Consider the following 22,313-nt stretch of genomic DNA (forward strand, 5'->3'; position numbering starts at 1 on the left):
CCTTCCACTTCTGAACACGGCTGCCACCCCCGGAAGAGTTCAGAACCAAGAGGCGACGAAGCCGTAGAAACCGGTCACCGTCAGCACGAGCGCCAGCACCGCGAGCGCGCAGATCCAGTGCAGGATGTCGCCGAGGCGTCCCCACCGCGGAACCAGCCGGCGACCGGGCAGCACCTGCGCCCCGGCCAGCGCGTTCCCGGCCAGCCCGAGCAACCCGACCAGCACGCAGATCTGCCCGAGCAGCGGCAGCTCGACGACCCAGCCCAGCAGCACGGAGATCAGCGCGGCGGCAGCGGGCACCAGCGCGGCGGCCCGGTGCCAGATCCCGCGCAACTCCCGCGCCTGCAACAGCAAAAGCGTTGCGACGACCAGCCCGAGCGAAACGGTGTCCCACTCCAGGTGCGAGGTGAGCACCAGCAGCGCGCCCGAGCACACCGCTCCCAGCACCACCAGGAACGCGGTGAGGTGCGCGTCGGCGACGGCCGCCCGGTCGAGAACGTCCTTGCTGGGCAACGGTTCCAGCCCCTGCTGGAACTCCTCGGTGGTCGTCGGCACCGGCTCGGCGACGAGCCCGGCGAGCCAGGTGGCCAGCTGCGGCGCAGCCCTGGTCACGGCCAGCACCATCGCGACGAGAACGGCCGCGGTCGCATGCGCCTCCAACCCCAGCAGCAGCCCGACCAGGCAACCGAGCGCCGTCAGAACAGCACCGCAGGCGACCGCGAGGAACCCCGCCCGAGCCTGGTCGAGCGCGGCCCGAGCGCCGACGGCACCCGCCGCCACGACCACCGCGCCCGCCAGCGCGCCCGCACCGGTGAACCAGTCAGCGGGAGGCGCGGAGCCGGCAGGCATCGCGAACCCCGCGACACCGAGCGAAACCACTCCGACCGCGCCCAGCGTCAACGCACCGGTGCGCTCCTCCAGCAGCCGCGCCAGCAGCGCACCGCCGCCGATCATGACGAGCCCGACCACCCCGGCGCTGATCGCGGTCACCGTCCCGCTCGCGGCGAACGTGGTGACCAGCACCGCGAGCAGCCCGCACAGCGCGGCGAGCCCCAGGCACACCCGCCGGGTCAGCGCGGGGCGCCAGCTGTCGGTCCGCGCAGAGAGCCCGGTGTGGATGCCGTCGACCAGGTCGTCGAAGTCGGCCAGCGGCAGCTGGTCGTCACGAGGCCGCAGGTGCAGCACATCACCGTCGTACAAACCGGCCGCAGCGGTGCCGTGCTCCTCGTTCAACGGCGCCTCACCGAGCCGCTGCAACACCCAACCACCGTGCGCGAGCCCGGAAGTGGCCAGCGCCGGATCGAGGTGCCCGAGCACGGTGGGCATGAGGTCGGAGATCGGCACGTGCGCGGGCACAGCCAGCTCGACCCGCGAGGTAGGACCGCAGATGGTCAACCGGCACATCTCGCCGGAACCCCCACCGCCCTGAGCCGGAGGAGCTGCCTGACTCGTCGCAGCCCCGTTCCCATTCGTCGCCGCCATACCCCCACCACGGCACCCCCGCTCCCGAAGGTTCAGCACCTCAGGAAAAACCCACCAGCAGCCACCTCGCCGCAGCCCGCCGCGGGCTGATGCCTCGGCTGCAGCGCTAAACGACACCGGAGCAAGCTCACCAAAATGTGATATGAATCTTCCTCGAAATCGTAACGACACGCCCATTCGGAGCAGTTTTCACCGCCGATATATTGGTATATACCAGCTTTCGTGCTCCAAGCGGGTAGATCGTGCAACACTCCCTTGCAGTTGCGGCGGTTTGTGATTTTATTACCCCTGTCCGTTTCGTCCGGCGAATCAGGAAAGGCTGACCGTGCGCCAATATCCACGTACTCCGTGGAAGTGCCTGTCAGTTGCAATCCTTGCGTTTGCAACTGCGACATCAGCGATTACCTCTACAAGCCCAATCGCACATGCCACCCCAGAGTCAGAGCCACCGGCAGGCCAGTGGCAGGTAGCGCTGCATCGCGACGCAAATTCGGTTTCGCTATCCGATGCCAGATCCGCATCGGGCTCACAAGTAAGTTCCCTGCAAGCCGGGAGCAACGGCATAGTGGCCGCGATCGTAGTGCTCCCGAATGGGTCCAGAGGCGTGATCCGCAGCGCCGGAAAGGGCACTACCGGCGCCGCCCCCACCTTGACAACCATCGCGGACGCGAATCAGGTTCAGTTGATTTGGGATCACGTTCCACATGCTTTGGAGTACGAGGTTCTTCGAAATGAAGAACGACTGGATGTCACAAATGGTAATGTGTACATCGACGCCAGCGTTCAACCAGGAGGACAGTACGAGTACAAGGTCCAGGCGCTGACTCCGGAGAAAACTCCACTCAATAAGCGGTGGCCATGGACAGGGATTACCGCACAGAAAATAGGTCCCGACATTCCTGCTTCCCCACCTGGCGATAAGAGTAATACCGGCCCTGATGGTCGACCTCTCCCCGAAGATGTAGATCCCGGATTGGTCGATAGCGGTCGAGTCATCGTCATGAACGCTCCTGTCGCTGTTCCAACCAACAACTCAACCGAGCAGTTGGAGACAGTGCTCAAGCAGCGCCAAGAAGCCATCAATGCCGCAACTGATTCGACAGTTCGCCATCAGGCTTTTATTCCAGACGCCAAAGCACTCGCCTGGCCCTGCACTTGGAGTCCGAACACGTACTTTGGCGGCGACAATCGCGGATTCGATGCAACGTCTTCCCGGAACAGGACTCAGCTTGACGCGTTTATTGACTGGACACGCCGAGAGGTCCGCCAGATAAAATACACGGGTGACACACGCGTCTACAGCAACGACGGCGTTCTTCAGGAAAGCAGGAATGCCGGAACTGACGGCATGAACATCTACTGGGTACCCGCTGAGACCACTGATTTCCAGGCCGTCATCCGCGCTGAACATTCGGTGGGCAACCCGTTCTGCACGGCTGGAGCGATCACCTACGACTGGCAGGGCGTTGTCTATCGAGATGGCGTATACACCCTTGAGGGCTCGCGGTACCCAGTACCGAATCATGGCCTGTACGTAGCAACCGGCCTAACTGGGTGGCGAATCGGCGCAGAACTCCTAAACTCGGGATACGAGTGTATTACAGGAATTTGCGGCTGGGATAACATTCGAGCCAGAGGAAACGGTGTCTAAATAATGCAGAACAGGCATCAACCTACGAATACGGATGAGATCCCGTATTCACGGATGGTGCTCGCTGGTGTCGTGGTCGCCTTTGCTGGGGCGGCCACGACGCTGTACGTCGAGTTCATCATCCTCTCGGCCGCCAGGCACTCCAACTTTTCCCTTCGCGAATTCTGGGAGCCTGGCAGACAAGTACTTGCCGCGCTCCCTTTTGTCGCCCTTGCAGTCCTGGCATTGGGTATCCCCCTTGGCCTCATCGCAGACAAGATTGCCCGTCGATTCTTTGGCCACCACTGGGCATCGGCGGGTGTATTTTTCATTTGCGGCATCACTGCTGGTGCAATAATGTGCGGCATATTCGGACTTGACCTTACATTCGGAGTGGCAGCGGCAGTGGCCGCACCGCTTGCGCAAGCTGGCGCATACCGATTGGCTCGCAATCGAACAATACTCACATCACTCACCTTGATCTGCATCGCACTCACCTGCACGACACTCGCGATATGGGCATTCTCAATAGCGTAACCCAATCAGGACAAGCCAGGCGCATCTTGCTTGGCCAATTGAAACGGATGATGGCGGCGCGCATCCTGCTACTGGCCGGGTACGCGCATTCTTTCGACCGGCCAGTCATACGGACAGATTCTCTTCGAACCAGGCCTCGCCGGAGAGATCTCCCCGAGTCGCTGCAACACCCAACTGCCATGTGCGAGCCCAGAAGTGGCCAGCGCGGGATCGAGGTGCCCGAGCACGGTGGGCATCGGGTCGGAGATCAGCACGTACGAGCGCCCGGCGAACTCAACTCGCGAACTAGCAGCACAAAATGCTCCCGGCACATCTCAACGCGACCCCACCGGCCTGGGAATCTCCCAGCAGCCGCCCGACTCCGGTCGGGCCCCGGGCTGGTGGCGACTACGCGCGAAATCGCCAACACGCTCGACGCGGATGCGCAGAGCAACTAGGCCCTCGGACCGTGTAGGACGCCGGGACGGTGCTGGGTTGGTCGTGAGTGCGTAACGGTGTTCCAGCACCGTTTGGCACTCACGACCGCTGGTTCGGTGAACGGCTCGGCGGGTGTTGGCCGTGTAGGGGGTGGAGCGGACCAGTAGCGAGGAGCCGAGCGCATGACCACCACCCTGTTCCGCAGGCCCAACCGGGAGCAGCCTCCGGAGATGCCGAGCGGGGAGCTGTCCCTGCAGGAACCTCCGGCGCTGCCGGAGACGGTGGGCCGTGACTGGTTGTCCTCGATGATGATGCTGCCGATGATGCTCGGCAGCGGCGTGTTCATGCTGATCTACATCGGGCCGCGGAACCCGCTGCTGGGCATGGGCATGTTCGGGCTGATGCTCGCGATGGCGCTGCTGATGTTCCTGGTCCAGCTCGCGCGCGGCGGCACCGAGCGGCGGCAGAAGATGCGCGGCGAGCGGCGCGACTACCTGCGCTACCTCGGGCAGGTCCGCGCCCAGGTGCGGGCGGCGGCGACGAAGCAGCGGGAGTCGCTGTCCTGGCGGCACCCCGATCCGAACAGCCTCTGGTCGGTGGCGATGACCGGCCGGTTGTGGGAGCGCCGGGCCGCGCACGGCGACTTCGCCGAGGTGCGCATCGGCACCGGTTCGCAGCGCCTGGCCATCCGGATGAATCCCTTGAGCACCAAGCCGATCTCGGATCTGGAACCGCTCTCCGCGCGGGCGCTGCGCAAGTTCATCAACGCCCACAGCACCGTCGCCAACCTGCCCACCTCGCTGTTCCTGCGCGGATTCGCCAAGGTCCGCTTCGCCGGTGACGAGGAGGCGATCCGCGCCGTCACCCGCTCCGTGCTGGCTCAGCTGGTCACCTTCCACTCCCCCGAGGACCTGCGCGTGGTGGTGTGCGCGGCGCCCGGCCGGGTGCACCTGTGGGACTGGGTGAAGTGGCTGCCGCACGCGCAGCACCCGGTCGAGCAGGACGGCGCGGGCCAGGTCCGGCTGCTGGCCGACGGGGTGGACGCGCTGACCGAGCTGCTGGACGCCGAGCTCGGCGAGCGGGGCAGGTTCGAGGCCGCGTCCTCCCCGAACCCGGAGGAGCCCTACGTGGTGATCGTGCTCGACGGCGTCGACGTGCCGTCGGAGTCGCGCCTGGCGGGCACCGGCTACCACAACTCCGTGGTGCTCGACGTCTCCGACGCGCTCACCGGCGGCGCCGGGCGCACCACGCTGCGGCTGGACGTCTCCGCCGAGCAGGTGGACATGGTCCGCACCGACCGCACCGGCCAGGAGGTGCGCACCAAGCTCTGCGCGCCGGACCTGCTGCCCACCGCGAAGGCCGCGACGCTGGCGCGGACCATCTCGCCGTACCGGCTCGGCGGCACCGCCGACGTGGCCGAGCCGATGGTGGCGAACTTCGAACTCCCGCAGCTGCTCGGCATTTCCGACCTGGACACCTGGGATCCCGCCGCGGCGGCGCGCACCGGCCTGACCCGCGACCGGCTGCGGATCCCCATCGGCATCACCGAGAACGGCGCGCCGATCGAGCTGGACATCAAGGAGTCGGCGCAGGGCGGGATGGGCCCGCACGGGCTGCTGATCGGCGCCACCGGTTCCGGCAAGAGCGAGCTGCTGCGCACGATGGTGCTGGGCATGGCGATGACGCACTCGTCGGAGACGCTGAACTTCGTGCTGGTCGACTTCAAGGGCGGCGCGACGTTCCTCGGCCTGGACCGGCTCCCGCACGTCTCCGCGGTGATCACCAACCTGGCCGACGAGGCGACCCTGGTGACCAGGATGCAGGACGCGCTGCACGGGGAGATGGTGCGGCGCCAGGAGTTCCTGCGCGCGGCCGGGAACTACAGCTCGCTGCTGGACTACGAGAAGGCCCGGCTGTCCGGCACCCCGCTCGACCCGCTGCCGACGCTGTTCGTGATCGTCGACGAGTTCTCCGAGCTGCTGGCGTCCAACCCGGACTTCGGCGAGCTGTTCGTCATGATCGGCAGGCTCGGCCGGTCGCTGGGCGTGCACCTGCTGCTGGCCAGCCAGCGCATCGAGGACGGCCGCATGCACAAGCTGGAGAGCCACCTGTCCTACCGGATCGGGCTGCGCACGTTCTCGGCTATGGAGAGCCGGTCGGTGATCGGCGTGCCCGACGCCTACCAGCTGCCGAGCGCGCCCGGCAACGGCTACCTGCGCAGCGACGTGGCGACGCTGATCCGGTTCAAGGCCGCCTACGTCTCCGGCCAGCACCGCAGGCGCACCCGCGAGCAGCGGCAGGAGGAGGTGCGGCGGCAGGTCGTGCCGTTCAACGTGGGCAAGCTGCCGGTGCCCGCCGCGCCCGCCCCGGAACCCGCGCCCACCGCGGAGGACGCCGACCCCGGCGAGTCGGTGCTGTCCGTCGCGGTGGACAAGCTGATGGGCCACGGCCCGCCCGCGCACCAGGTGTGGCTGCCGCCGCTGGCCGATCCGCCGTCGCTGGACCAGCTGCTGCCGCCGCTGCTGCCCGATCCCGACCGCGGGCTGACCGCGGGGAGCTGGCCGGGCTGCGGCCGGCTGGTGGTGCCGGTCGGCGTGGTGGACAAGCCGTTCGAGCAGAGCCGCGACCTGCAGGTCGTCGACCTGTCCGGGGCCGGCGGGCACGTCGGCATCGCGGGCGGCCCGCAGTCCGGCAAGAGCAACCTGCTGCGCACCCTGATCGCCTCGATCGCGCTCACCCACACCCCGGCCGAAGCGCAGTTCTACTGCCTCGACTTCGGCGGCGGGACGCTGTCCGCGCTGGACGGTCTGCCGCACGTCGGCGGCGTGGCCGGGCGGCTGCAGGCCGAGCGGGTGGCCCGCACCATCGCCGAGGTGCAGACCCTGCTGGCGGAGCGGGAGAAGACCTTCGCCGAGCACGAGGTGGAGAGCATGGCCGCCTACCGCGAGCGGCGCGCGAAGGGCGAGTTCGCCGACGACCCGCACGGCGACGTGTTCCTGGTCGTCGACGGCTGGGGCGCGCTGCGCTCGGAGTTCGAGCAGCACGACATGGCGCTGCGCGCGCTGGCCGCCCGCGGCCTCGCCTACGGCGTGCACCTGCTGCTCACCACGAACCGCTGGTCGGACGTCCACAGTGCACTGCGCGACCAGCTCGGCACCCGGTTGGAGCTGCGGCTCGGCGACTCGATCGACTCGATGATCAACATGCGCAAGGCGGCGGAGGTGCCGCAGATCCCCGGCCGGGGCATGACCGCCGACCAGATGCACTTCCTGGCCGGAGTGCCACGCATCGACGGCGTCGCGGGCACCGAAGACCTCGCCGAGTCGACCCGCGAGCTGTGCGCGGCCGTCGCGGAGAGCTGGCCGCACCGGGGCGCGCCGGTGGTGCGGATGCTGCCCGCCGTGCTGCCCGCGGCGGAACTGCCCGCGCCGCAGCCCGGCCCGAAGGTGGCGCTGGGCGCGGGCGAACTGGACCTGCAGCCGGTGTGGCACGACTTCGGCAGCCGCCCGCACCTGACCGTCGTCGGCGACAGCGGCAGCGGAAAGACCGCAGCGCTGCGGCTGATCGCCAACGCCATCACCACCGTGTACTCGCCCGAGCAGGCCCAGGTCCTGGTCGTCGACCCGCGCCGCGCGCTGCTGGAATCGGTGCCGGAGCCCTACCGGCGCGGCGCCGCGGTGTCCACGCCGGCCGCCGAGACGCTGGTGCGGCAGCTGGCCGAGGAGCTCAAGGAGCGGGTGCCCGGCACCGACATCACCCCGGCGCAGCTGCGGCGGCGGGACTGGTGGAGCGGGCCGGAGATCTTCGTGCTGGTCGACGACTACGACCTGATGCTGGGCCCGATGGGCGGCCCGTTCGACCCGCTCGTGGAGCTGGTCCCGCAGGCCGGCGACATCGGCCTGCACCTGGTGATGGCCCGCGCGGCGGCGGGATCGAGCCGGACCTCGATGGAGCCGGTGACCCGCAGGCTGCAGGAGTCGAACACGCCCGAGCTGGCGCTGTCGATGCCCGCCAACGAGATGCCGCTGCTCAACGGCGCCCGCGGCCGCCAGCTCCCGCCGGGACGCGGCGTGCTGGTGACCCGCCGCGACGGCATCGGCCTGCAGATCGGCTGGACGGAGGAACCGGAATGAGCAGCCCTGTGCCAACCCCAGCACTGCTCAACCGCACCCCAGGGGAACGTGACGCAACCCAGCCACGAGAAACCGCGAAACGCCAGGCCGATCCCGGACGCAGCCACAACTGTGAATCGCGGAGAGGCGGAACCGGCAGCCCCGCCTCGACCTCCGCACGGCTCAACCGCACCCGGCTCGCGGTGCTGGCGGCGGTCCTGGGCATCGCGGCCACCACCGCTCCGACGACCGCGCTCGCCCAGCCGATCGGCCAGTGCACGCCACCGTCGGAAACGCCGGTGACCACGGCATCTTGGGCCCAGCAGCGGATGGCGGCCGACCGCGCCTGGCCGCTGACCCGGGGCGACGTGATCGTCGGCGTGGTCGACACCGGTGTCAGCGCCACCGCGCCCGCGCTGTCCGGCGCGGTCCTGCCGGGCACGGACCTGCAAGGCGGCCCCGGCAACGGGGACTGCTTCGGCCGCGGCACGTTCCTCGCCTCGCTGATCGCGGCCCGCCCGAGCAGCGACCCGCACGTGCCGTTCACCGGAGTGGCACCGGAGGCCAAGATCTTCCCGGTCCGGGTCAGCGACGACCCGCCCAAGATCCAGGACCACGCGGGCCTCGCGAACTCGATCGCCAAGGGCATCAAGGCCGCCGTCGACGGCGGCGCCCGCGTGGTCGCCGTCGGCCTGGTGGCCACATTGGACATGCCCGACCTGCGCGCCGCCATCGCCTACGCGTCCGAACGGGACGTGCTGGTCATCGCCCCGGCCGCGGTGCCGAAGAAGGGCCAACTCGCCTTCCCCGCGAGGATTCCCGGCGTCCTGGCGGTAGCACCCGTCGGCCCGGAAGGCCCCGTCCAGTCGCCGACGTACGGCGCGGACCCGGCGATCGCGGCACCGGCCCAGCAGCTGGTGGGAGTAGCCCCGCAAGGAGCGGGCCACCGCCTCTCCTCCGGCAACGAGCTCGCCGTGGCGTACGTGGCGGGAGCAGCCGCCCTGGTCCGCGCCTACCACCCGGCCCTGCCCGCTCCCGAAGTCGCCGCCCGCCTCCTCAACGCAGCCGACCACCCCTCGACACCGCTGCCGAACAAGGTCATCGGCTACGGCGTGGTCGACCCGTTCGCAGCGGTCACCACGATCCCCAACACCGACCCGCCCGCGACCCCGGTCCCGGAAGACCTCGCGGTCCCCAAACCGGCCGTCCCCGACCCGGCCCCCGCCGCCCGGGCCCTGTGGCTGGCCGGCAGCATCACCGCAGCGGCTCTGCTCCTGGCCGGACCGGTGATCGCGGCCGCCGCACGTCGCCGCCGGGAGAACTAGCGGCGGGTTTTCCGGGGTGGACTTCGGGGAGTCCGGGTCCGTAGCGTCGGGCCATGCGTGAGACCGGACAGGAACAGCACTTGATCCGCTACTCGGGGCGCGGCGCTTTCAGCCCCGAGATCATCGACCGCGCCTCGGGCACCACCGTGGTCACCGAGGACGGCCGCGAACTGCTCGACTTCACCTCGGGGCAGATGAGCGCGATCCTCGGGCACTCGCACCCGGAGATCGTCGCGACGATCCACGCGCAGGCCGAGCGGCTCGACCACCTCTACAGCGGGATGCTGAGCCGTCCGGTCCTCGACCTCGCCGAGCGGCTCGCCGGGACGCTGCCCGCGCCCCTGGACAAGGCCGTGTTCCTGACCACCGGCGCGGAGGCGAACGAGGCCGCGCTGCGGATGGCCAAGCTGGTCACCGGGAAGTACGAGATCGTCTCGTTCGCGCGGTCCTGGCACGGCATGACGCAGGCCGCCGCGAACGCCACCTACAGCGCCGGGCGCGCCGGCTACGGACCGCCGGCTCCCGGCAACTTCGCGCTGCCGGTCCCGGACCGCTTCCGCCCCGACATCGTCGACGCCGACGGCGGCCTGGACTGGCGCCGCCAGCTCGACCTGGCCTTCGACCTGATCGACGCCCAGTCCGCGGGCAGCCTCGCGGCCTGCCTGGTCGAGCCGATCCTGAGCAGCGGCGGCGTCGTCGACCTCCCGCCGGGCTACCTGGCCGCGCTGCGGGACAAGTGCCACGAGCGGGGCATGCTGCTGATCCTGGACGAGGCCCAGACCGGCCTGTGCCGCACCGGCGACTGGTACGCCTTCGAGCGCGACGGAGTGGTCCCGGACATCCTCACCCTGTCCAAGACCCTCGGTGCCGGTCTCCCGCTCGCAGCCGTGCTGACCAGCGCGGAGATCGAGCAGGCGGCGCACGAACGCGGCTACCTGTTCTTCACCACCCACGTCAACGACCCGCTCCCGGCGGCGGTCGGCAACACCGTTCTGGACGTGCTGACCCGCGACCGCCTCGACCTGCGGGCCCGCGAACTCGGCGACCGCCTGCGCAGTGGCCTGGACGAGCTCGCGGGCAAGCACGAGGTGATCGGCGACGTCCGGGGCCGCGGCCTGCTGGTGGGCCTGGAGCTGGTCGGAGGCCCGGACGGCGCAGATCAGCTCGGCGCCGCGGTCACCCGCCGCTGCGCGGAACTCGGCCTGCACATGAACATCGTCCAGCTGCCGGGCATGGGCGGGACCTTCCGCATCGCCCCGCCCCTGACGGCCACCGACGCGGAGATCGACCGAGGCTTGGAGATCCTCGACAAGGCCCTCACCGACGAGACCAGCTGACCCCGCACCGGCGCGCCGGAACCCCCAGATCCCGGCGCGCCGGCCCGTCGGCCTGCCCCCGGTGGTATGGCTTCCGGTGTGCGAACGCACTATTCGATCTTGTGCAAACTCGATAAACGATCATGTGCAAGCGCGTTATTTGATCACGTGCAGATGTGTTAAATTGCAGATGTGACGGGGTACAGGCCACGCATCGTTGACCGTGTCGTGCAGGGCGCGCTGGAGACGTTCGGCGCCGTGGTCCTGCAAGGGCCGCGTGCTGTCGGCAAGACGACCACCGGCCTGCAAGTCGCGGCGAGCAGCATCCGCCTCGATTCCTCACCTGAACTCGCCAGTCTGGCTGAAACCTCACCCCGCACCGTGCTCACGGGCGATGCACCTCGTCTTCTCGACGAGTGGCAGCTCGCACCAGTTCTGTGGAACGCCGTGCGACATGAGATCGATCAACGTGCGGTGCCCGGCCAGTTCATCCTGACCGGGTCGGCGACGCCACCCGACGACATCACCCGGCACAGTGGCGCCGGCAGGTTTCGGCGAGTGACACTGCGCCCCATGACCCTCGCCGAAAGCGGGGAGAGCATCGCCGCGTTCACCATGGCCGACCTGTTCGACGGTGCCGCCATCGGTGGGTTCGGCGGCCCGACGGTCGAGGACTACGCCGATCTCGTGGTTCGCGGCGGGTGGCCTGCGCTCGTCGCGCAGCCCACTCGGTCGGCACACGACTACCTCAACAGCTACCTGGACGACATCACGCGCGTCGACCTGACCGAGACCGGCGTCGGTGTGGACCCGATGCGGGTGAGAGCCCTCATCAGAGCGCTCGCCCGCAACGTGTCCACCGAGATCTCGGTCAGCGAGCTCAGCAAGGAGGCGGAGATCGGCGAATCGGGTTCCTGGGTTTCAGCGCAGTCCGCTCGCAAGTACCTGGATGCGCTGTCCCGCGTGTTCGTCGTCGAGGAGCAACCGGCCTGGAGCACTCACCTGCGGTCGAAGATCCGGTTGCGGACATCTCCCAAGTGGCACTTCGTCGACCCGTCCCTGGCTGCCGCGGCTTTGGGAGCTGGCCGACAGGCGCTTCTGAACGACCTCCACGCCCTGGGCCTTCTCTTCGAATCGCTGTGCATCCGCGACCTGCGCGCGCATGCGGATCAACTGGGTGGAACGGTCTACCACTACCGGGACGGGTCCGGACTCGAAGTCGATGCCATCGTCGAGTTGAACAACGGCCGCTGGGCGGCGTTCGAGGTCAAGATGGGCGGTACCAAGAACATCGACAAAGCCGCCGCCAATCTGATCGCGCTGAAGAACAAGGTCTCCGAGAAGCGGTCCGACCAGCTCTCGTCGCTCAACGTCCTCACCGCGGGAAACACCAGCTACACACGGCCGGATGGGGTCAATGTCGTGGCTCTCGGGCACCTCGGCACCGACGAGACCAGCTGACCCCGCACCGGCGCGCCGGAACCCCCAGATCCCGGCGCGCCGGCCCGGTCAGGCGCCGACGTAGTCGGCGAGGTGTTCGCCGGTGAGGGTGGAGCGGGCTTCGACCAGGGCTGCCGGGGTGCCTTCGAAGACGATGCGGCCGCCGTCGTGGCCCGCTCCGGGGCCGAGGTCGATGATCCAGTCCGCGTGCGCCATCACCGCCTGGTGGTGCTCGATCACGATCACCGACTTGCCCGACTCGACCAGCCGGTCGAGCAGGCCGAGCAGCTGCTCGACGTCGGCGAGGTGCAGGCCGGTCGTCGGCTCGTCGAGCACGTAGACGCCGCCCTTCTCGGACATGTGCGTGGCCAGCTTGAGCCGCTGCCGCTCGCCGCCGGACAGCGTGGTCAGCGGCTGGCCGAGGCGGAGGTAGCCGAGCCCGACGTCGACCAGCCGCTGCAGGATCTTGTGCGCGGCCGGGACGCGGCCCTCGCCCTCGCCGAGGAACTCCTCGGCCTGCGCGACCGACATCGAGAGCACCTCGCTGATGTTCTTGCCGCCGAGCCGGTACTCCAGCACTGCCGCCTGGAACCGCCTGCCCTCGCACTCCTCGCAGGTGGTGGCGACACCAGCCATCATCGCCAGATCGGTGTAGATCACGCCCGCGCCGTTGCAGGCCGGGCAGGCGCCCTCCGAATTCGCGCTGAACAACGCCGGTTTCACGCCGTTGGCCTTGGCGAAGGCCTTGCGGATCGGCTCGAGCATGCCGGTGTAGGTCGCCGGGTTGCTGCGCCGCGACCCGCGGATCGCGGTCTGGTCCACCTCGATCACGCCGGCGTCGGCGGGCACCGAACCGCGCACCAGCGAGCTCTTGCCGGAGCCCGCCACGCCGGTGATCACGCAGAGCACGCCGAGCGGGATGTCGACGTCGACGTCCTGCAGGTTGTGGGTGCTGGCGCCGCGGATCTCCAGCTGACCGGTGGGAGTGCGCACCTCGCCCTTGAGCTTGGTCCGGTCCTCGAGGTGGCGGCCGGTGACGGAGTCGCTGGCGCGCAGGCCTTCGACATCGCCCTCGAAGCAGATCGTGCCGCCCGCCGTGCCCGCGCCCGGGCCCAGGTCGACGATGTGGTCGGCGATCGCGATGGTCTGCGGCTTGTGCTCCACGACGAGCACCGTGTTCCCCTTGTCCCGCAAGCGGAGCAGCAGGTCGTTCATCCGCTGGATGTCGTGCGGGTGCAGGCCGATGGTGGGCTCGTCGAAGACGTAGGTGACGTCGGTGAGCGAGGAGCCGAGGTGGCGGATCATCTTGGTGCGCTGGGCCTCACCGCCCGACAGCGTGCCCGACGGGCGGTCCAGCGAGAGATAGCCGAGGCCGATCTCCACGAACGAATCCAGCGTCTGCTGCAGCGTTTCGAGCAGCGGGCCCACCGAGGAGTCGTCGAGGCCGCGGGTCCACTCGGCCAGGTCGTTGATCTGCATCGCGCAGGCGTCGGCGATGCTGATCCCGGCGATCTTCGACGACCGGGCGGTCTCGTTGAGCCGGGTGCCGCCGCACTCGGGACAGTCGGTGAAGGTGATCGCCCGGTCCACGAAGGCCCGGATGTGCGGCTGCATCGACTCCCGGTCCTTGGCCAGCATCGACTTCTGCAGCTTCGGGATCAGGCCCTCGTAGGTCAGGTTGATGCCATCGACCTTGATCTTGGTCGGTTCCTTGTAGAGCAGGTCGTGCAGCTCCTGCTCGGTGAAGTCCCGGATCGGCTTGTCCGGGTCGAAGAAGCCGGAACCGCCGAAGATCCGGCCGTACCAGCCCTCGGAGCCGTAGCCGGGAACCTTGAACGGGCCCTCGTTGATCGACTTGCTGTCGTCGTAGAGCTCGGTCAGGTCGAAGTCGTTCACCGAGCCGCGGCCCTCGCAGTTCGGGCACATGCCGCCGAGGACGTTGAAGTCGCGCCGCTCCTTCACCGTCTTGCCGCCGCGCTCGAACTTCACCGCGCCGGATCCGCTGATCGAGGCGACGTTGAACGAGAACGCCTGGGGCGAACCGATGTGCGGCGTCCCGAGGCGGCTGAACAGGATGCGCAGCATCGCGTTGGCATCGGTGGCGGTGCCGACGGTGGAGCGCGGATCGCTGCCCATCCGCTCCTGGTCGACGATGATCGCGGTGGTCAGGCCGTCGAGCACGTCCACGTCGGGCCGCGCCAGCGTCGGCATGAAGCCCTGCACGAAGGCGCTGTAGGTCTCGTTGATCATCCGCTGGGACTCCGCGGCGATCGTGCCGAACACCAGCGAGCTCTTGCCCGAGCCGGAGACTCCGGTGAACACCGTCAGGCGGCGCTTCGGGATCTCGACGCTGACGTCCTTGAGGTTGTTCACCCGCGCGCCGTGCACGCGGATCAGGTCGTGGCTGTCCGCGACGTGCAGCGCGTTCGTCGTGGCCGTGCTCATCGGTGTCTCCATCTATCGCACAGGTTTCCGCTGGCACGCGTCCGTGAGTGTTTTGTGCTGCTATGGCAGCACAAAACACTCACGGCTTGTGACCAGCGGAAACGTTGACTCAGGACTGTTCGTTGATCCGGATCATGTTGCCCGCGGGATCGCGGACGGCGCAGTCGCGCCGCCCGTAGGGCTGCTCGGTCGGTTCCTGCACGATCTCGACGTCGCGGGCCTGCAGCTTCTCGAAGGTGCCGTCGAGGTCCGGCGTGGCCAGGTTGATCATCGCGTAGCTGCCCTTGGCCATCATCTCGGAGATGGTGCGGCGCTCGTCGTCGGTGAGGCCCGGGGTGGCGGCAGGCGGGTAGAGCACGATCGACGTGCCGGGCTGGCCGACCGGGCCGACCGTGATCCAGTGCATGCCGCCGTAGCCGACGTCGTTGCGGACCTCGAAACCGAGGGCGTCGCGGTAGAAGGCCAGCGTGGCCTCGGGGTCTTCGTGCGGGAGGAAGGTCTCCGCGATGGTGATGTCCATGGCAGCCACGCTATGTCCGGTCCGATGGCCGCGCTTCTCGATTCCTGATCGGTCTGGTGACCTGCTTGGCCACGCACGACGGCATGCCCTCGGTCGCGGCCGCCGCCTCCCGCCGGTAGCGGCTGGGCGACATGCCGACCAGTTCCGCGAAGCGGGTGCTGAAGGTGCCCAGCGAGGAGCAGCCGACCTCGAAGCAGACATCGGTGACGCTCAGGTCGCCGCGGCGCAGCAGCGCCATCGCGCGCTCGATGCGCCGAGTCATGAGGTAGCTGTACGGCGACTCCCCGTAGGCGCTGCGGAACTGGCGGCTGAGGTGCCCGGCGGACATCCCGGCACCGCGGGCGAGCGCTTCGACGTCCAGCGGTTGCGCGTACTCCCGGTCGATCCGGTCGCGGACCCGGCGCAGCAGCGCGAGATCGCGCAGGCGCTGAGCTTCGGCTGAGGTGCTGGCCACGTGCCGAATCGTGCCACGCCACCCCGACGCGCCCCACCCGATCACCTCAGGTGGTCCAGGTGGTATTCGAGCAGCTGCCTGATCCGGTCGGTCGGCATCAGGTCGGGGGCCGTCACCGAGTGCAGGGCGATGCCGTCGAACAGCGCGTGCAGCAAGCGGGTTTCGAGCTCCAGGTCCCGGTGCTCGGCGACCAGCCCGGCCGCGGACATCTCCTCCAGCACCTCGCGGCACAGGTCCGCCACCGCGCGGGTGTCCCCGGCGTTGAGCGCCCCGGCCTCGTCGTCGACCAGGACCAGCGACAGGAACGCCACCCAGATCTCGGTCGCCACGTGCGCGTCCGGGTCGGTCGGCAGCAGCCGCTCCAGCCGGGCCAGCGCCCGTCCGCGGGGATCGCCGGGCAGGTCTGCCGCCAGCAGCCGGTGCTCCGCCGCCTCGGAGATCGCGCGCAGCGCGAACAGCAGCAGCTCCGACTGGCTGGAGAAGTAGTACTGGACCGAGCTCGGTGACCAGCCCGCCTGGCGGGCGACGGCGCGCACCGACGCGCCCGCCACTCCCTTCTCGCGGATGACCGCCCACACCGCTCGCACCAGCTCCCAGCGGCGTTCTTCGTGGTCAACGATCTTCGGCACGCGCACCTCCCCCGACTTTTCTACCCGAGACCGCTCGGCGATCTTTATTCTGTACAGTTGACCGAAATCCTTTCCTGTACACCTGACCTAAAAAGGAGCGGAGATGCCGTCCACGGAGGCACCGGTCGACGCGCCGCGAGCACGAGCGCTCGCCCGGGGCGTGCTGGGCACCTGCGCCATGGCCGTGGCACTCGGCTCGGCAGGAGCGATCGCGCACGCGGTGCAGAGCCGCACCGGCATGAGCGACGCCTCGCGACAGGTCCTGATCGCAGCGCTGTGCCTGCTGATCACCGTGTCGCTGATCGTGCTGCTGCGCCGTGCCGTGGATCGCGAACCGATGTCCGGACTCGGCCTGACCGGCTGGGCGAGGGGGCTGCGGACCTTCGCGCTCGGCGTGGCGGTCACCGGCGGCTCGGCGGTCGTGGTGTTCGGGTTGGGCACGTGGGCGGGCTGGTTCGAGTGGGGCCCGCTCGACGCGGCGAAACTCGCCCGGTTCCTGCTGGTCAACGCGCTGATCGCGATGGCGCTGGAGGCCTTCCCGGAGGAGCTGGTCTTCCGCGGCTACGTCTACGCATCGCTCAGCCGGGCGCTGCGCCGCTGGACCGCCTTCCTCACCACCGTCCTGCTGTTCTGCCTCGTCGGCGCCGGATCGACCGTCGTGAACTTCGCGGTCGGCACGCTGCTGGGCCAGGACCCACCGGCGCCGGGCTTCGCCCCGCCCGGCCAGGACCCGGTCGCCTACGCGGTCCTGTTCCCGGTCTTCGGCACCGTGCTGCTGATCGCGCGCATCACCACCGGGTCGCTGTGGACGTCCATCGCCGTGCACCTGACGTACCTGACCGTCGCCCGCATCACCCTGGAGGGCGCCAGCCGCGGCACGGGCTGGGCCGCGCAGCCGACCACACCGGACGCGCTGCTGCTGATCCCTGCCTTCCTGCTGCTGACCGCCGTGGTGTTCCTGCTGGTCAAGCGGCGTCCGGCGGCCAGCGGGAGCTGACTCGGACCGCGCCGCGGAAAAAACTTCTGGAAAATCCGTCGCGAGGTGTCGATCCCGGCCCGGCTCGTTCGATGCGTGGGTGAAGCAGGAACCGACCTCCCAGGAGGAGACCGCGATGAAGTACATGGTGATCGTCAAGTCCGGCGACGAGTCCGAGTCCGGCGCGCTGCCGACCGAGCAGGAGCTCGCCGAGATGACGAGGTACAACGAGGAGCTGGTGGCGGCCGGTGTGATGGTCGACGGCAACGGGCTGCTGGACAGCCGCAGCGGGGCGCGCGTGAAGTTCTCCGGCAAGGGGCGGACCACCGTGGTCGACGGGCCGTTCACCGAGACCAAGGAGCTGGTCGCCGGGTACTGGATCCTCGACGTCGCCTCCCGCGACGAGGCGATCGGCTGGGCGCGCCGGATCCCGTTCGAGAGCGGCGAGGTCGAGATCCGCAAGGTCGCCGAGGACGCCGACTTCGGCGAGGAGTTCACCCCGGAGCTGCGCGAGGCCGAGCAGCGGATGCGCGAGCGCATCGCCGAGCAGCACGGCGGATGAGCGAGCCGGGTCGTGAGTGCGCGGCCAGGTCCCGCGCACCCACGGCCGCCGCTCAGCGGAGCTTCCGGAAGAACGTCCGGACGTCCTCGACCAGCGCGTCCGGCTCCTCCATCGCCAGGAAGTGGCCGCCACGGCCCAGTTCCGTCCAGTGCACGACGTCGTGGTCGCGCTCGGCCCAGCGGCGGATGGTCACGTCGTGGGCGGACACCAGCACTCCGGTCGGCACCGCTGCGCGTGGCGCGCTCTCGCCCCACTCGCTCGCGGAGATCTCCTCGTAGTAGATCTGCGCCGCCGAGGCCGCCGTGCCGGTCAGCCAGTACAGGGTGACGTCGGTGAGGATGCGGTCGCGGTCGATGCTGTCCTCGGGCAATCCCTCCGCCGGCTCGGTGAGCTCCTTGAACTTCTCCACGATCCAGGCGAGCTGCCCGACCGGTGAGTCGTGCAGGCCGTAGGCCACCGTCTGCGGCCGCTTGGCGTTGCACTGCAGGTACCCGTCGTTGAAGTTCTGCATCGCCTCCCAGCGCCGCTGCTCGGCCTCGGTGAGCCCGTCGAACTCGCCCTCGACCCCGGCCGGGAAGGTGATCAGCGCGTTGAGGTGGATGCCGAGCACGCGCTCCGGCGCCTGCTGCCCGAGCTGCGGACCGACCCAGGCGCCGGTGTCGTAGCCCTGCACGCCGAACCGGTCGTAGCCGAGTTCTGCCATGAGCCGGAGCAGGATCCCGGCGATCCGGGCCGCGTTCATTCCCGGGCCCGCCAGCGGCGTGGAGAAGCCGAAGCCCGGCAGCGACGGGATGACCAGGTGGAACGCGTCGGCCGGGTCGCCGCCGTGCGACCGCGGATCGGTCAGCGGGCCGATGACGTCGAGGAAGTCCGTCACCCCGCCCGGCCAGCCGTGCAGCAGGAGCAGCGGCGCGGCGTCCGGCTCCGGCGAGCGCACGTGGAGGAAGTGCACGTTCTGGCCGTCGATGCCGGCGGTGAACTGCGGGTGCTCGTTGATGGCGGCCTCGTGCGCCCGCCAGTCGTAGCCGGTGCGCCAGTGCTCGGCGAGCTCCTTCAGGTAGGCCACCGGAACGCCGCGGCTCCACCCGACTCCCGGCAGCTCGTCCGGCCACCTCGTGCCGGCCAGCCGGTCCCGGAGGTCGTCCAGCCGAGCCTGCGGGACGTCGATGTGGAAGGGGCGGATGTGCACTGCGTTGACCATGCCCGCAACGCTATGGACCGGTTAGGACAGTTGATGTCCTCGATCCACCGGCTCTTCCCCGGAAAACGGGCTGGTAATTTTCGCTGGTGGCGACCCGTGAGTGTTTTGGGAGCTATAACCCCCCAAAACACTCACGGTTCCTGAACAGGGCACCAGCCCCGCTCAGGAGGCGACGGTGAAGTGCTTGGCGCCGCTCGGGTTCTCCAGCTCGTCGAGGACCGCCACCGCGAAGTCCTCGGCGGAGATGCGGGAGACACCGTCGGTTCCGACGAGGAGGGTCGTTCCGCCGCGCCGGTAGTGGCCGGTGCGCTCGCCGGGTTCGAGCACCGCCGGCGGGCTCAGGTAGGTCCAGTCCGCCTGGTGCGTGCGGCAGACCTCGAGCTGGGCGACGCTCGCCGCGGCGATCGTGCGCCACTTCGCGGCCACGTAGGCGGGATCGTCGACGACCAACCGCTCCGGGTCCGCAGGAGTCCTAAGTGGACCTGCGCCGCCCACGACGAGCACCCGCCGGCCCGCGGCGGCGGCCGCGTCGAGCAGCGCCGTCGTGGTCTCGCCGACGACGTGCTCCTGCCCCGGCGCCGGCCGCGTCGTGCCGACGATCACGTCGGTTCCGGCGAACAGGTCGCGCATCCGCTCCCCGTCGGTCACGTCGGCGCGGACCGACGTCGCGCCGGGCAGCGGTGCGCCGCTGCGGGACACGGCGGTGACGTGGTGGCCGCGCCGGAGGGCTTCGGCGGTGATGCGCGAGCCGGCCATTCCGGTGGCTCCGATGACGGTGATCTTCATGCTGAGACCCTTTCCAGGACGGGAGTGCGAGCGGGCAGCTGTGCCGCGACGATCGCGGCCAGCGCGAAGGCGAAACCGAGCAGCTGGACCGGGCCCAGCAGCTGTCCGAGCAGCACCGCGCCGAGCAGCGCGGCGACCAGTGGCGAGAGCAGGCCGAGCAGGGCGGCCGAGGTGACCGGCAGGATGCCGATCCCGCGGAACCACACGACGTAGGCGAGCAGTCCGCCGACCCCGCCCAGCCACAGGTATCCGAGCAGCGCGGGCACGTCGACGGCGGGCGGCAGGCCCTCGAAGGTGAGCGTGACCGGCACCAGGAACAACCCGCCCGCGGTCAGCTGCCAGCCCGCGAAGGCCAACGGTCCGACACCGGGCGGTCGGCCCCACCGCTTGGTCAGGACCACCCCGAGCGCCATCCCGACCGCACCGGCCAGGCCCGCGATCACCCCGATGACGTCGAAACCGGCGTCCGGGCCCAGCACCACGAGACCGACGCCCACGACACCGACCGCGCCCCAGCCGAACCGCCGCACGGACGGCCTCTCCTTGAGCACGACCACGGCCAGCACCGCGACGATCATCGGCTGCGCCGCGGCCAAGGTCGCGGCGACACCACCGGGCAGCCGCTCAGCGGCGATGAACAGCAGCGGGAAGAACAAGCCGATGTTCAGCACGCCGAGCGCCGCGGCCTTGCCCCACCACGCACCGCGCGGCAGCGCCCGCGTCATCGCCAGCGCGATCAGCCCGGCGGGCAGCGCGCGGGCCAACCCGGCGAACAGCGGGTGCCCGGGCGGCAGGAGCTCCGTCGTCACCACGTAGGTCGTGCCCCACACGGCCGGAGCCAGTGCGGTGAGCACGACGTTCTTCTGGATCATGCGTCAAGTCTCGGCCGACCAGCATCGATGAGTCCAACACATGTTTGTCATCCGATCCATCTCGATACAAGATGGATCGGTGGAACTCCAGCAGATGCGCTACGTCGTCGCCGTGGCGGAGACGAACAGCTTCACCCGCGCCGCGCAGCGGTGCCTGGTCGTGCAATCCGCGCTGAGCCACCAGGTGGCGAGGCTGGAGCGGGAACTCGGCGCGCGGCTCTTCGACCGCACCAGCCGCCGGGTCCGGCTGACCCCGGCGGGCGAGGCGTTCCTGCCCGCCGCGCGCCAGTGCCTGGACGCCGCCGAGCGCGCCGCGGCCGAGGTCGCCGCAGCGATCGGCGAGGTGCGCGGGCGACTGGCGATCGGCGTGATCCCCACCGTCGCCGCGGTCGACCTCCCGGTCGTGCTCCGCGATTTCCACCAGCGCCACCCCAACGTCCGGATCGGCCTGCGGGTGAGCAGCAGCGAGGCCATGGTCGAGCAGATCCGCGAAGGCGGCCTCGACGTGGCGCTCCTCGGCCTCCCGGCAACCGTCCGGCCGCAGGGCGTCCAGAGCTTCGAGTTCGCGCGGGATCCGCTGGTCGCCGTGGTCGCGCCCGAGCACCCGCTGGCCACCAGCGAGAACGTGGACCTCACCCGGCTCGCCACCGAGCGCTTCGTGGACTTCCCCACCGGCAGCGCGGGACGGGCCCAGTCCGACCAGGCCTTCGCGGCGGCGGGCCTCGACCGCGAGGTGGCGTTCGAGATCCCGACGGCGGATCTGATGGTCCAGCTCGTCCAGCAGCAGCTCGGCATCGCGATGCTCGCTTCCACCTACGTGCCGAGGTTCACCGGCGTGACCACGATCCCGGTGACCGACGCGCCCGCCCGCATCGAGTACGTGGCCTGGAGCCGCACCACCCGGACTCCCGCCGCGACGGCGTTCCTGACCGCGCTCGGCATCCCGGCCGAGCGCCTCGCGGGGTGAACCCTCAGTCGGCGACCGCGATCGCGCTCCGGATCGAGGAATCGTCGTGCAGACTGCGGAGAATGCTGTCCGCCAGGTCCGCGCGGGAGATCTTCATCCCGCCGCGGACGGCGCGCTCCACCGCGCTGCGGTAGCGGCCGGTGCGCGGGCCCTCGGTGAGCCTCGGCGGCCGGATGATCGTCCAGTCCGCACTGCTGGCGCGCACGATCTCCTCCATGCGCTGCATGTCGGTCCACGGGTGCTTGAGGAAGCGCCACATGATCGGCTTCACCAGGCGCCTGGTCAGCACGTCGTCGCCGTCGGTGACGATGCCGCCGTTGCTGACGACCAGGAAGCGGCGGACACCTGCCGCGCCCATCGCGTCGAGGATGCTGGCCGTGCTGTCGGTCTGCACCGCGGTCGGGTTCCGCAGGCTCGTCGAGCCGATCGCCGAGATGACGGCGTCCCGGCCTGCGATGTGCGGCCGGATGTCCGCGGGATCCATGACGTCGGCCCGGACGACCGCCAGCCCGGGATGCTCGCGGGTGACCTTCGCCGGATCCCGCACCACCGCGGTCACCTGGTGCCCGGCCGACAAGGCCTGGTCGAGCAGGTGCTTCCCGGTTCCGCCGGTCGCCCCGAAGATCGTGATCCGCATCGTTC

Annotated in this window: 18 protein-coding genes; 9 read left to right on the forward strand and 9 right to left on the reverse strand. The window is 69.6% G+C overall.

Annotated elements, in window-relative coordinates; all coding sequences use genetic code 11:
- Positions 1-39 precede the first annotated feature (39 nt).
- Positions 40-1,404 (reverse strand): type VII secretion integral membrane protein EccD, encoded by a 1,365-nt coding sequence (gene eccD / locus ATL45_RS06530; RefSeq protein ID WP_170210178.1) that lies wholly within the window; start codon positions 1,402-1,404, stop codon positions 40-42.
- A 682-nt stretch (positions 1,405-2,086) separates the two neighbouring features.
- Between eccD and ATL45_RS38310 the strand changes: the two genes are divergently transcribed.
- The 6 genes from ATL45_RS38310 to ATL45_RS06550 all read left to right on the forward strand — a co-directional run bounded on the left by ATL45_RS38310 (position 2,087) and on the right by ATL45_RS06550 (position 12,280).
- The gene (locus ATL45_RS38310; RefSeq protein ID WP_143121743.1) at positions 2,087-3,133 is read left to right on the forward strand and encodes a hypothetical protein; all 1,047 of its coding nucleotides are present in this window, start codon (positions 2,087-2,089) and stop codon (positions 3,131-3,133) included.
- A gap of 54 nt (positions 3,134-3,187) precedes the next feature.
- Positions 3,188-3,649: a hypothetical protein gene (locus ATL45_RS38315; RefSeq protein WP_147452910.1), complete on the forward strand. Its 462-nt coding sequence runs from the start codon at positions 3,188-3,190 to the stop codon at positions 3,647-3,649.
- 599 nt (positions 3,650-4,248) lie between these two features.
- Positions 4,249-8,199, forward strand: a complete 3,951-nt coding sequence (gene eccCa, locus ATL45_RS06535; RefSeq protein WP_093157701.1) for a type VII secretion protein EccCa — start codon at positions 4,249-4,251, stop codon at positions 8,197-8,199.
- Between the two features lie 182 nt (positions 8,200-8,381).
- Positions 8,382-9,503, forward strand: coding sequence for a S8 family serine peptidase (locus ATL45_RS06540; RefSeq protein ID WP_170210179.1), 1,122 nt, complete (start codon positions 8,382-8,384; stop codon positions 9,501-9,503).
- Positions 9,504-9,556: 53 nt separating this feature from the next.
- A complete protein-coding gene (locus ATL45_RS06545) occupies positions 9,557-10,840 on the forward strand; it encodes an aspartate aminotransferase family protein (RefSeq protein ID WP_093157697.1) in 1,284 nt (427 codons plus the stop codon).
- A 207-nt stretch (positions 10,841-11,047) separates the two neighbouring features.
- A complete protein-coding gene (locus ATL45_RS06550) occupies positions 11,048-12,280 on the forward strand; it encodes an ATP-binding protein (RefSeq protein ID WP_143121741.1) in 1,233 nt (410 codons plus the stop codon).
- 48 nt (positions 12,281-12,328) lie between these two features.
- Here ATL45_RS06550 and ATL45_RS06555 read toward each other — a convergent pair whose 3' ends face one another.
- From ATL45_RS06555 to ATL45_RS06570, 4 genes are all read right to left on the reverse strand, one after another.
- Complete coding sequence (locus tag ATL45_RS06555; protein WP_093157693.1) at positions 12,329-14,704, reverse strand: ATP-binding cassette domain-containing protein; 2,376 nt, start codon at positions 14,702-14,704, stop codon at positions 12,329-12,331.
- Positions 14,705-14,813: 109 nt separating this feature from the next.
- Positions 14,814-15,224: a VOC family protein gene (locus tag ATL45_RS06560; protein ID WP_093157778.1), complete on the reverse strand. Its 411-nt coding sequence runs from the start codon at positions 15,222-15,224 to the stop codon at positions 14,814-14,816.
- Between the two features lie 10 nt (positions 15,225-15,234).
- Complete coding sequence (locus ATL45_RS06565; RefSeq protein WP_093157691.1) at positions 15,235-15,678, reverse strand: helix-turn-helix transcriptional regulator; 444 nt, start codon at positions 15,676-15,678, stop codon at positions 15,235-15,237.
- Between the two features lie 41 nt (positions 15,679-15,719).
- A complete protein-coding gene (locus ATL45_RS06570; protein ID WP_143121740.1) occupies positions 15,720-16,307 on the reverse strand; it encodes a TetR/AcrR family transcriptional regulator in 588 nt (195 codons plus the stop codon).
- Between the two features lie 103 nt (positions 16,308-16,410).
- On the opposite strand from ATL45_RS06570, the gene ATL45_RS06575 reads away from it, so the two are divergent.
- Together ATL45_RS06575 and ATL45_RS06580 are read left to right on the forward strand one after the other, a co-directional pair.
- Positions 16,411-17,304, forward strand: coding sequence for a CPBP family intramembrane glutamic endopeptidase (locus tag ATL45_RS06575; protein WP_093157687.1), 894 nt, complete (start codon positions 16,411-16,413; stop codon positions 17,302-17,304).
- Positions 17,305-17,419: 115 nt separating this feature from the next.
- Positions 17,420-17,845: a YciI family protein gene (locus ATL45_RS06580; protein ID WP_093157777.1), complete on the forward strand. Its 426-nt coding sequence runs from the start codon at positions 17,420-17,422 to the stop codon at positions 17,843-17,845.
- Positions 17,846-17,897: 52 nt separating this feature from the next.
- On the opposite strand, the gene ATL45_RS06585 is transcribed toward ATL45_RS06580, so the two are convergent.
- The 3 genes from ATL45_RS06585 to ATL45_RS06595 all read right to left on the reverse strand — a co-directional run bounded on the left by ATL45_RS06585 (position 17,898) and on the right by ATL45_RS06595 (position 20,704).
- Positions 17,898-19,046, reverse strand: a complete 1,149-nt coding sequence (locus tag ATL45_RS06585) for an epoxide hydrolase family protein (protein WP_093157685.1) — start codon at positions 19,044-19,046, stop codon at positions 17,898-17,900.
- Positions 19,047-19,208: 162 nt separating this feature from the next.
- A complete protein-coding gene (locus ATL45_RS06590; protein ID WP_093157683.1) occupies positions 19,209-19,832 on the reverse strand; it encodes an NAD(P)-dependent oxidoreductase in 624 nt (207 codons plus the stop codon).
- Complete coding sequence (locus ATL45_RS06595) at positions 19,829-20,704, reverse strand: EamA family transporter (protein ID WP_093157681.1); 876 nt, start codon at positions 20,702-20,704, stop codon at positions 19,829-19,831. The genes ATL45_RS06590 and ATL45_RS06595 overlap by 4 nt, the downstream gene beginning before the upstream one ends.
- Before the next feature lie 79 nt (positions 20,705-20,783).
- Between ATL45_RS06595 and ATL45_RS06600 the strand changes: the two genes are divergently transcribed.
- The gene (locus tag ATL45_RS06600; protein WP_211841189.1) at positions 20,784-21,671 is read left to right on the forward strand and encodes a LysR family transcriptional regulator; all 888 of its coding nucleotides are present in this window, start codon (positions 20,784-20,786) and stop codon (positions 21,669-21,671) included.
- A gap of 4 nt (positions 21,672-21,675) precedes the next feature.
- Here ATL45_RS06600 and ATL45_RS06605 read toward each other — a convergent pair whose 3' ends face one another.
- Positions 21,676-22,308 (reverse strand): NAD(P)-dependent oxidoreductase, encoded by a 633-nt coding sequence (locus ATL45_RS06605; RefSeq protein WP_093157677.1) that lies wholly within the window; start codon positions 22,306-22,308, stop codon positions 21,676-21,678.
- Positions 22,309-22,313 lie beyond the last annotated feature (5 nt).

The sequence above is a fragment of the Saccharopolyspora antimicrobica genome, from assembly GCF_003635025.1.
Taxonomy (GTDB): domain Bacteria; phylum Actinomycetota; class Actinomycetes; order Mycobacteriales; family Pseudonocardiaceae; genus Saccharopolyspora; species Saccharopolyspora antimicrobica.

What these genes read in the sequence shown, in the direction of transcription:
- ATL45_RS06555 (WP_093157693.1), bottom strand. Translation starts at nt 14,704, where the DNA reads ATGAGCACGGCCACGACGAACGCGCTGCACGTCGCGGACAGCCACGAC.
- ATL45_RS06590 (WP_093157683.1), bottom strand. Translation starts at nt 19,832, where the DNA reads ATGAAGATCACCGTCATCGGAGCCACCGGAATGGCCGGCTCGCGCATC.
- ATL45_RS06595 (WP_093157681.1), bottom strand. Translation starts at nt 20,704, where the DNA reads ATGATCCAGAAGAACGTCGTGCTCACCGCACTGGCTCCGGCCGTGTGG.
- ATL45_RS06560 (WP_093157778.1), bottom strand. Translation starts at nt 15,224, where the DNA reads ATGGACATCACCATCGCGGAGACCTTCCTCCCGCACGAAGACCCCGAG.
- ATL45_RS06605 (WP_093157677.1), bottom strand. Translation starts at nt 22,308, where the DNA reads ATGCGGATCACGATCTTCGGGGCGACCGGCGGAACCGGGAAGCACCTG.
- ATL45_RS06585 (WP_093157685.1), bottom strand. Translation starts at nt 19,046, where the DNA reads ATGGTCAACGCAGTGCACATCCGCCCCTTCCACATCGACGTCCCGCAG.
- ATL45_RS06545 (WP_093157697.1), top strand. Translation starts at nt 9,557, where the DNA reads ATGCGTGAGACCGGACAGGAACAGCACTTGATCCGCTACTCGGGGCGC.
- eccCa (WP_093157701.1), top strand. Translation starts at nt 4,249, where the DNA reads ATGACCACCACCCTGTTCCGCAGGCCCAACCGGGAGCAGCCTCCGGAG.
- ATL45_RS38315 (WP_147452910.1), top strand. Translation starts at nt 3,188, where the DNA reads ATGGTGCTCGCTGGTGTCGTGGTCGCCTTTGCTGGGGCGGCCACGACG.
- ATL45_RS06575 (WP_093157687.1), top strand. Translation starts at nt 16,411, where the DNA reads ATGCCGTCCACGGAGGCACCGGTCGACGCGCCGCGAGCACGAGCGCTC.
- eccD (WP_170210178.1), bottom strand. Translation starts at nt 1,404, where the DNA reads ATGTGCCGGTTGACCATCTGCGGTCCTACCTCGCGGGTCGAGCTGGCT.
- ATL45_RS06580 (WP_093157777.1), top strand. Translation starts at nt 17,420, where the DNA reads ATGAAGTACATGGTGATCGTCAAGTCCGGCGACGAGTCCGAGTCCGGC.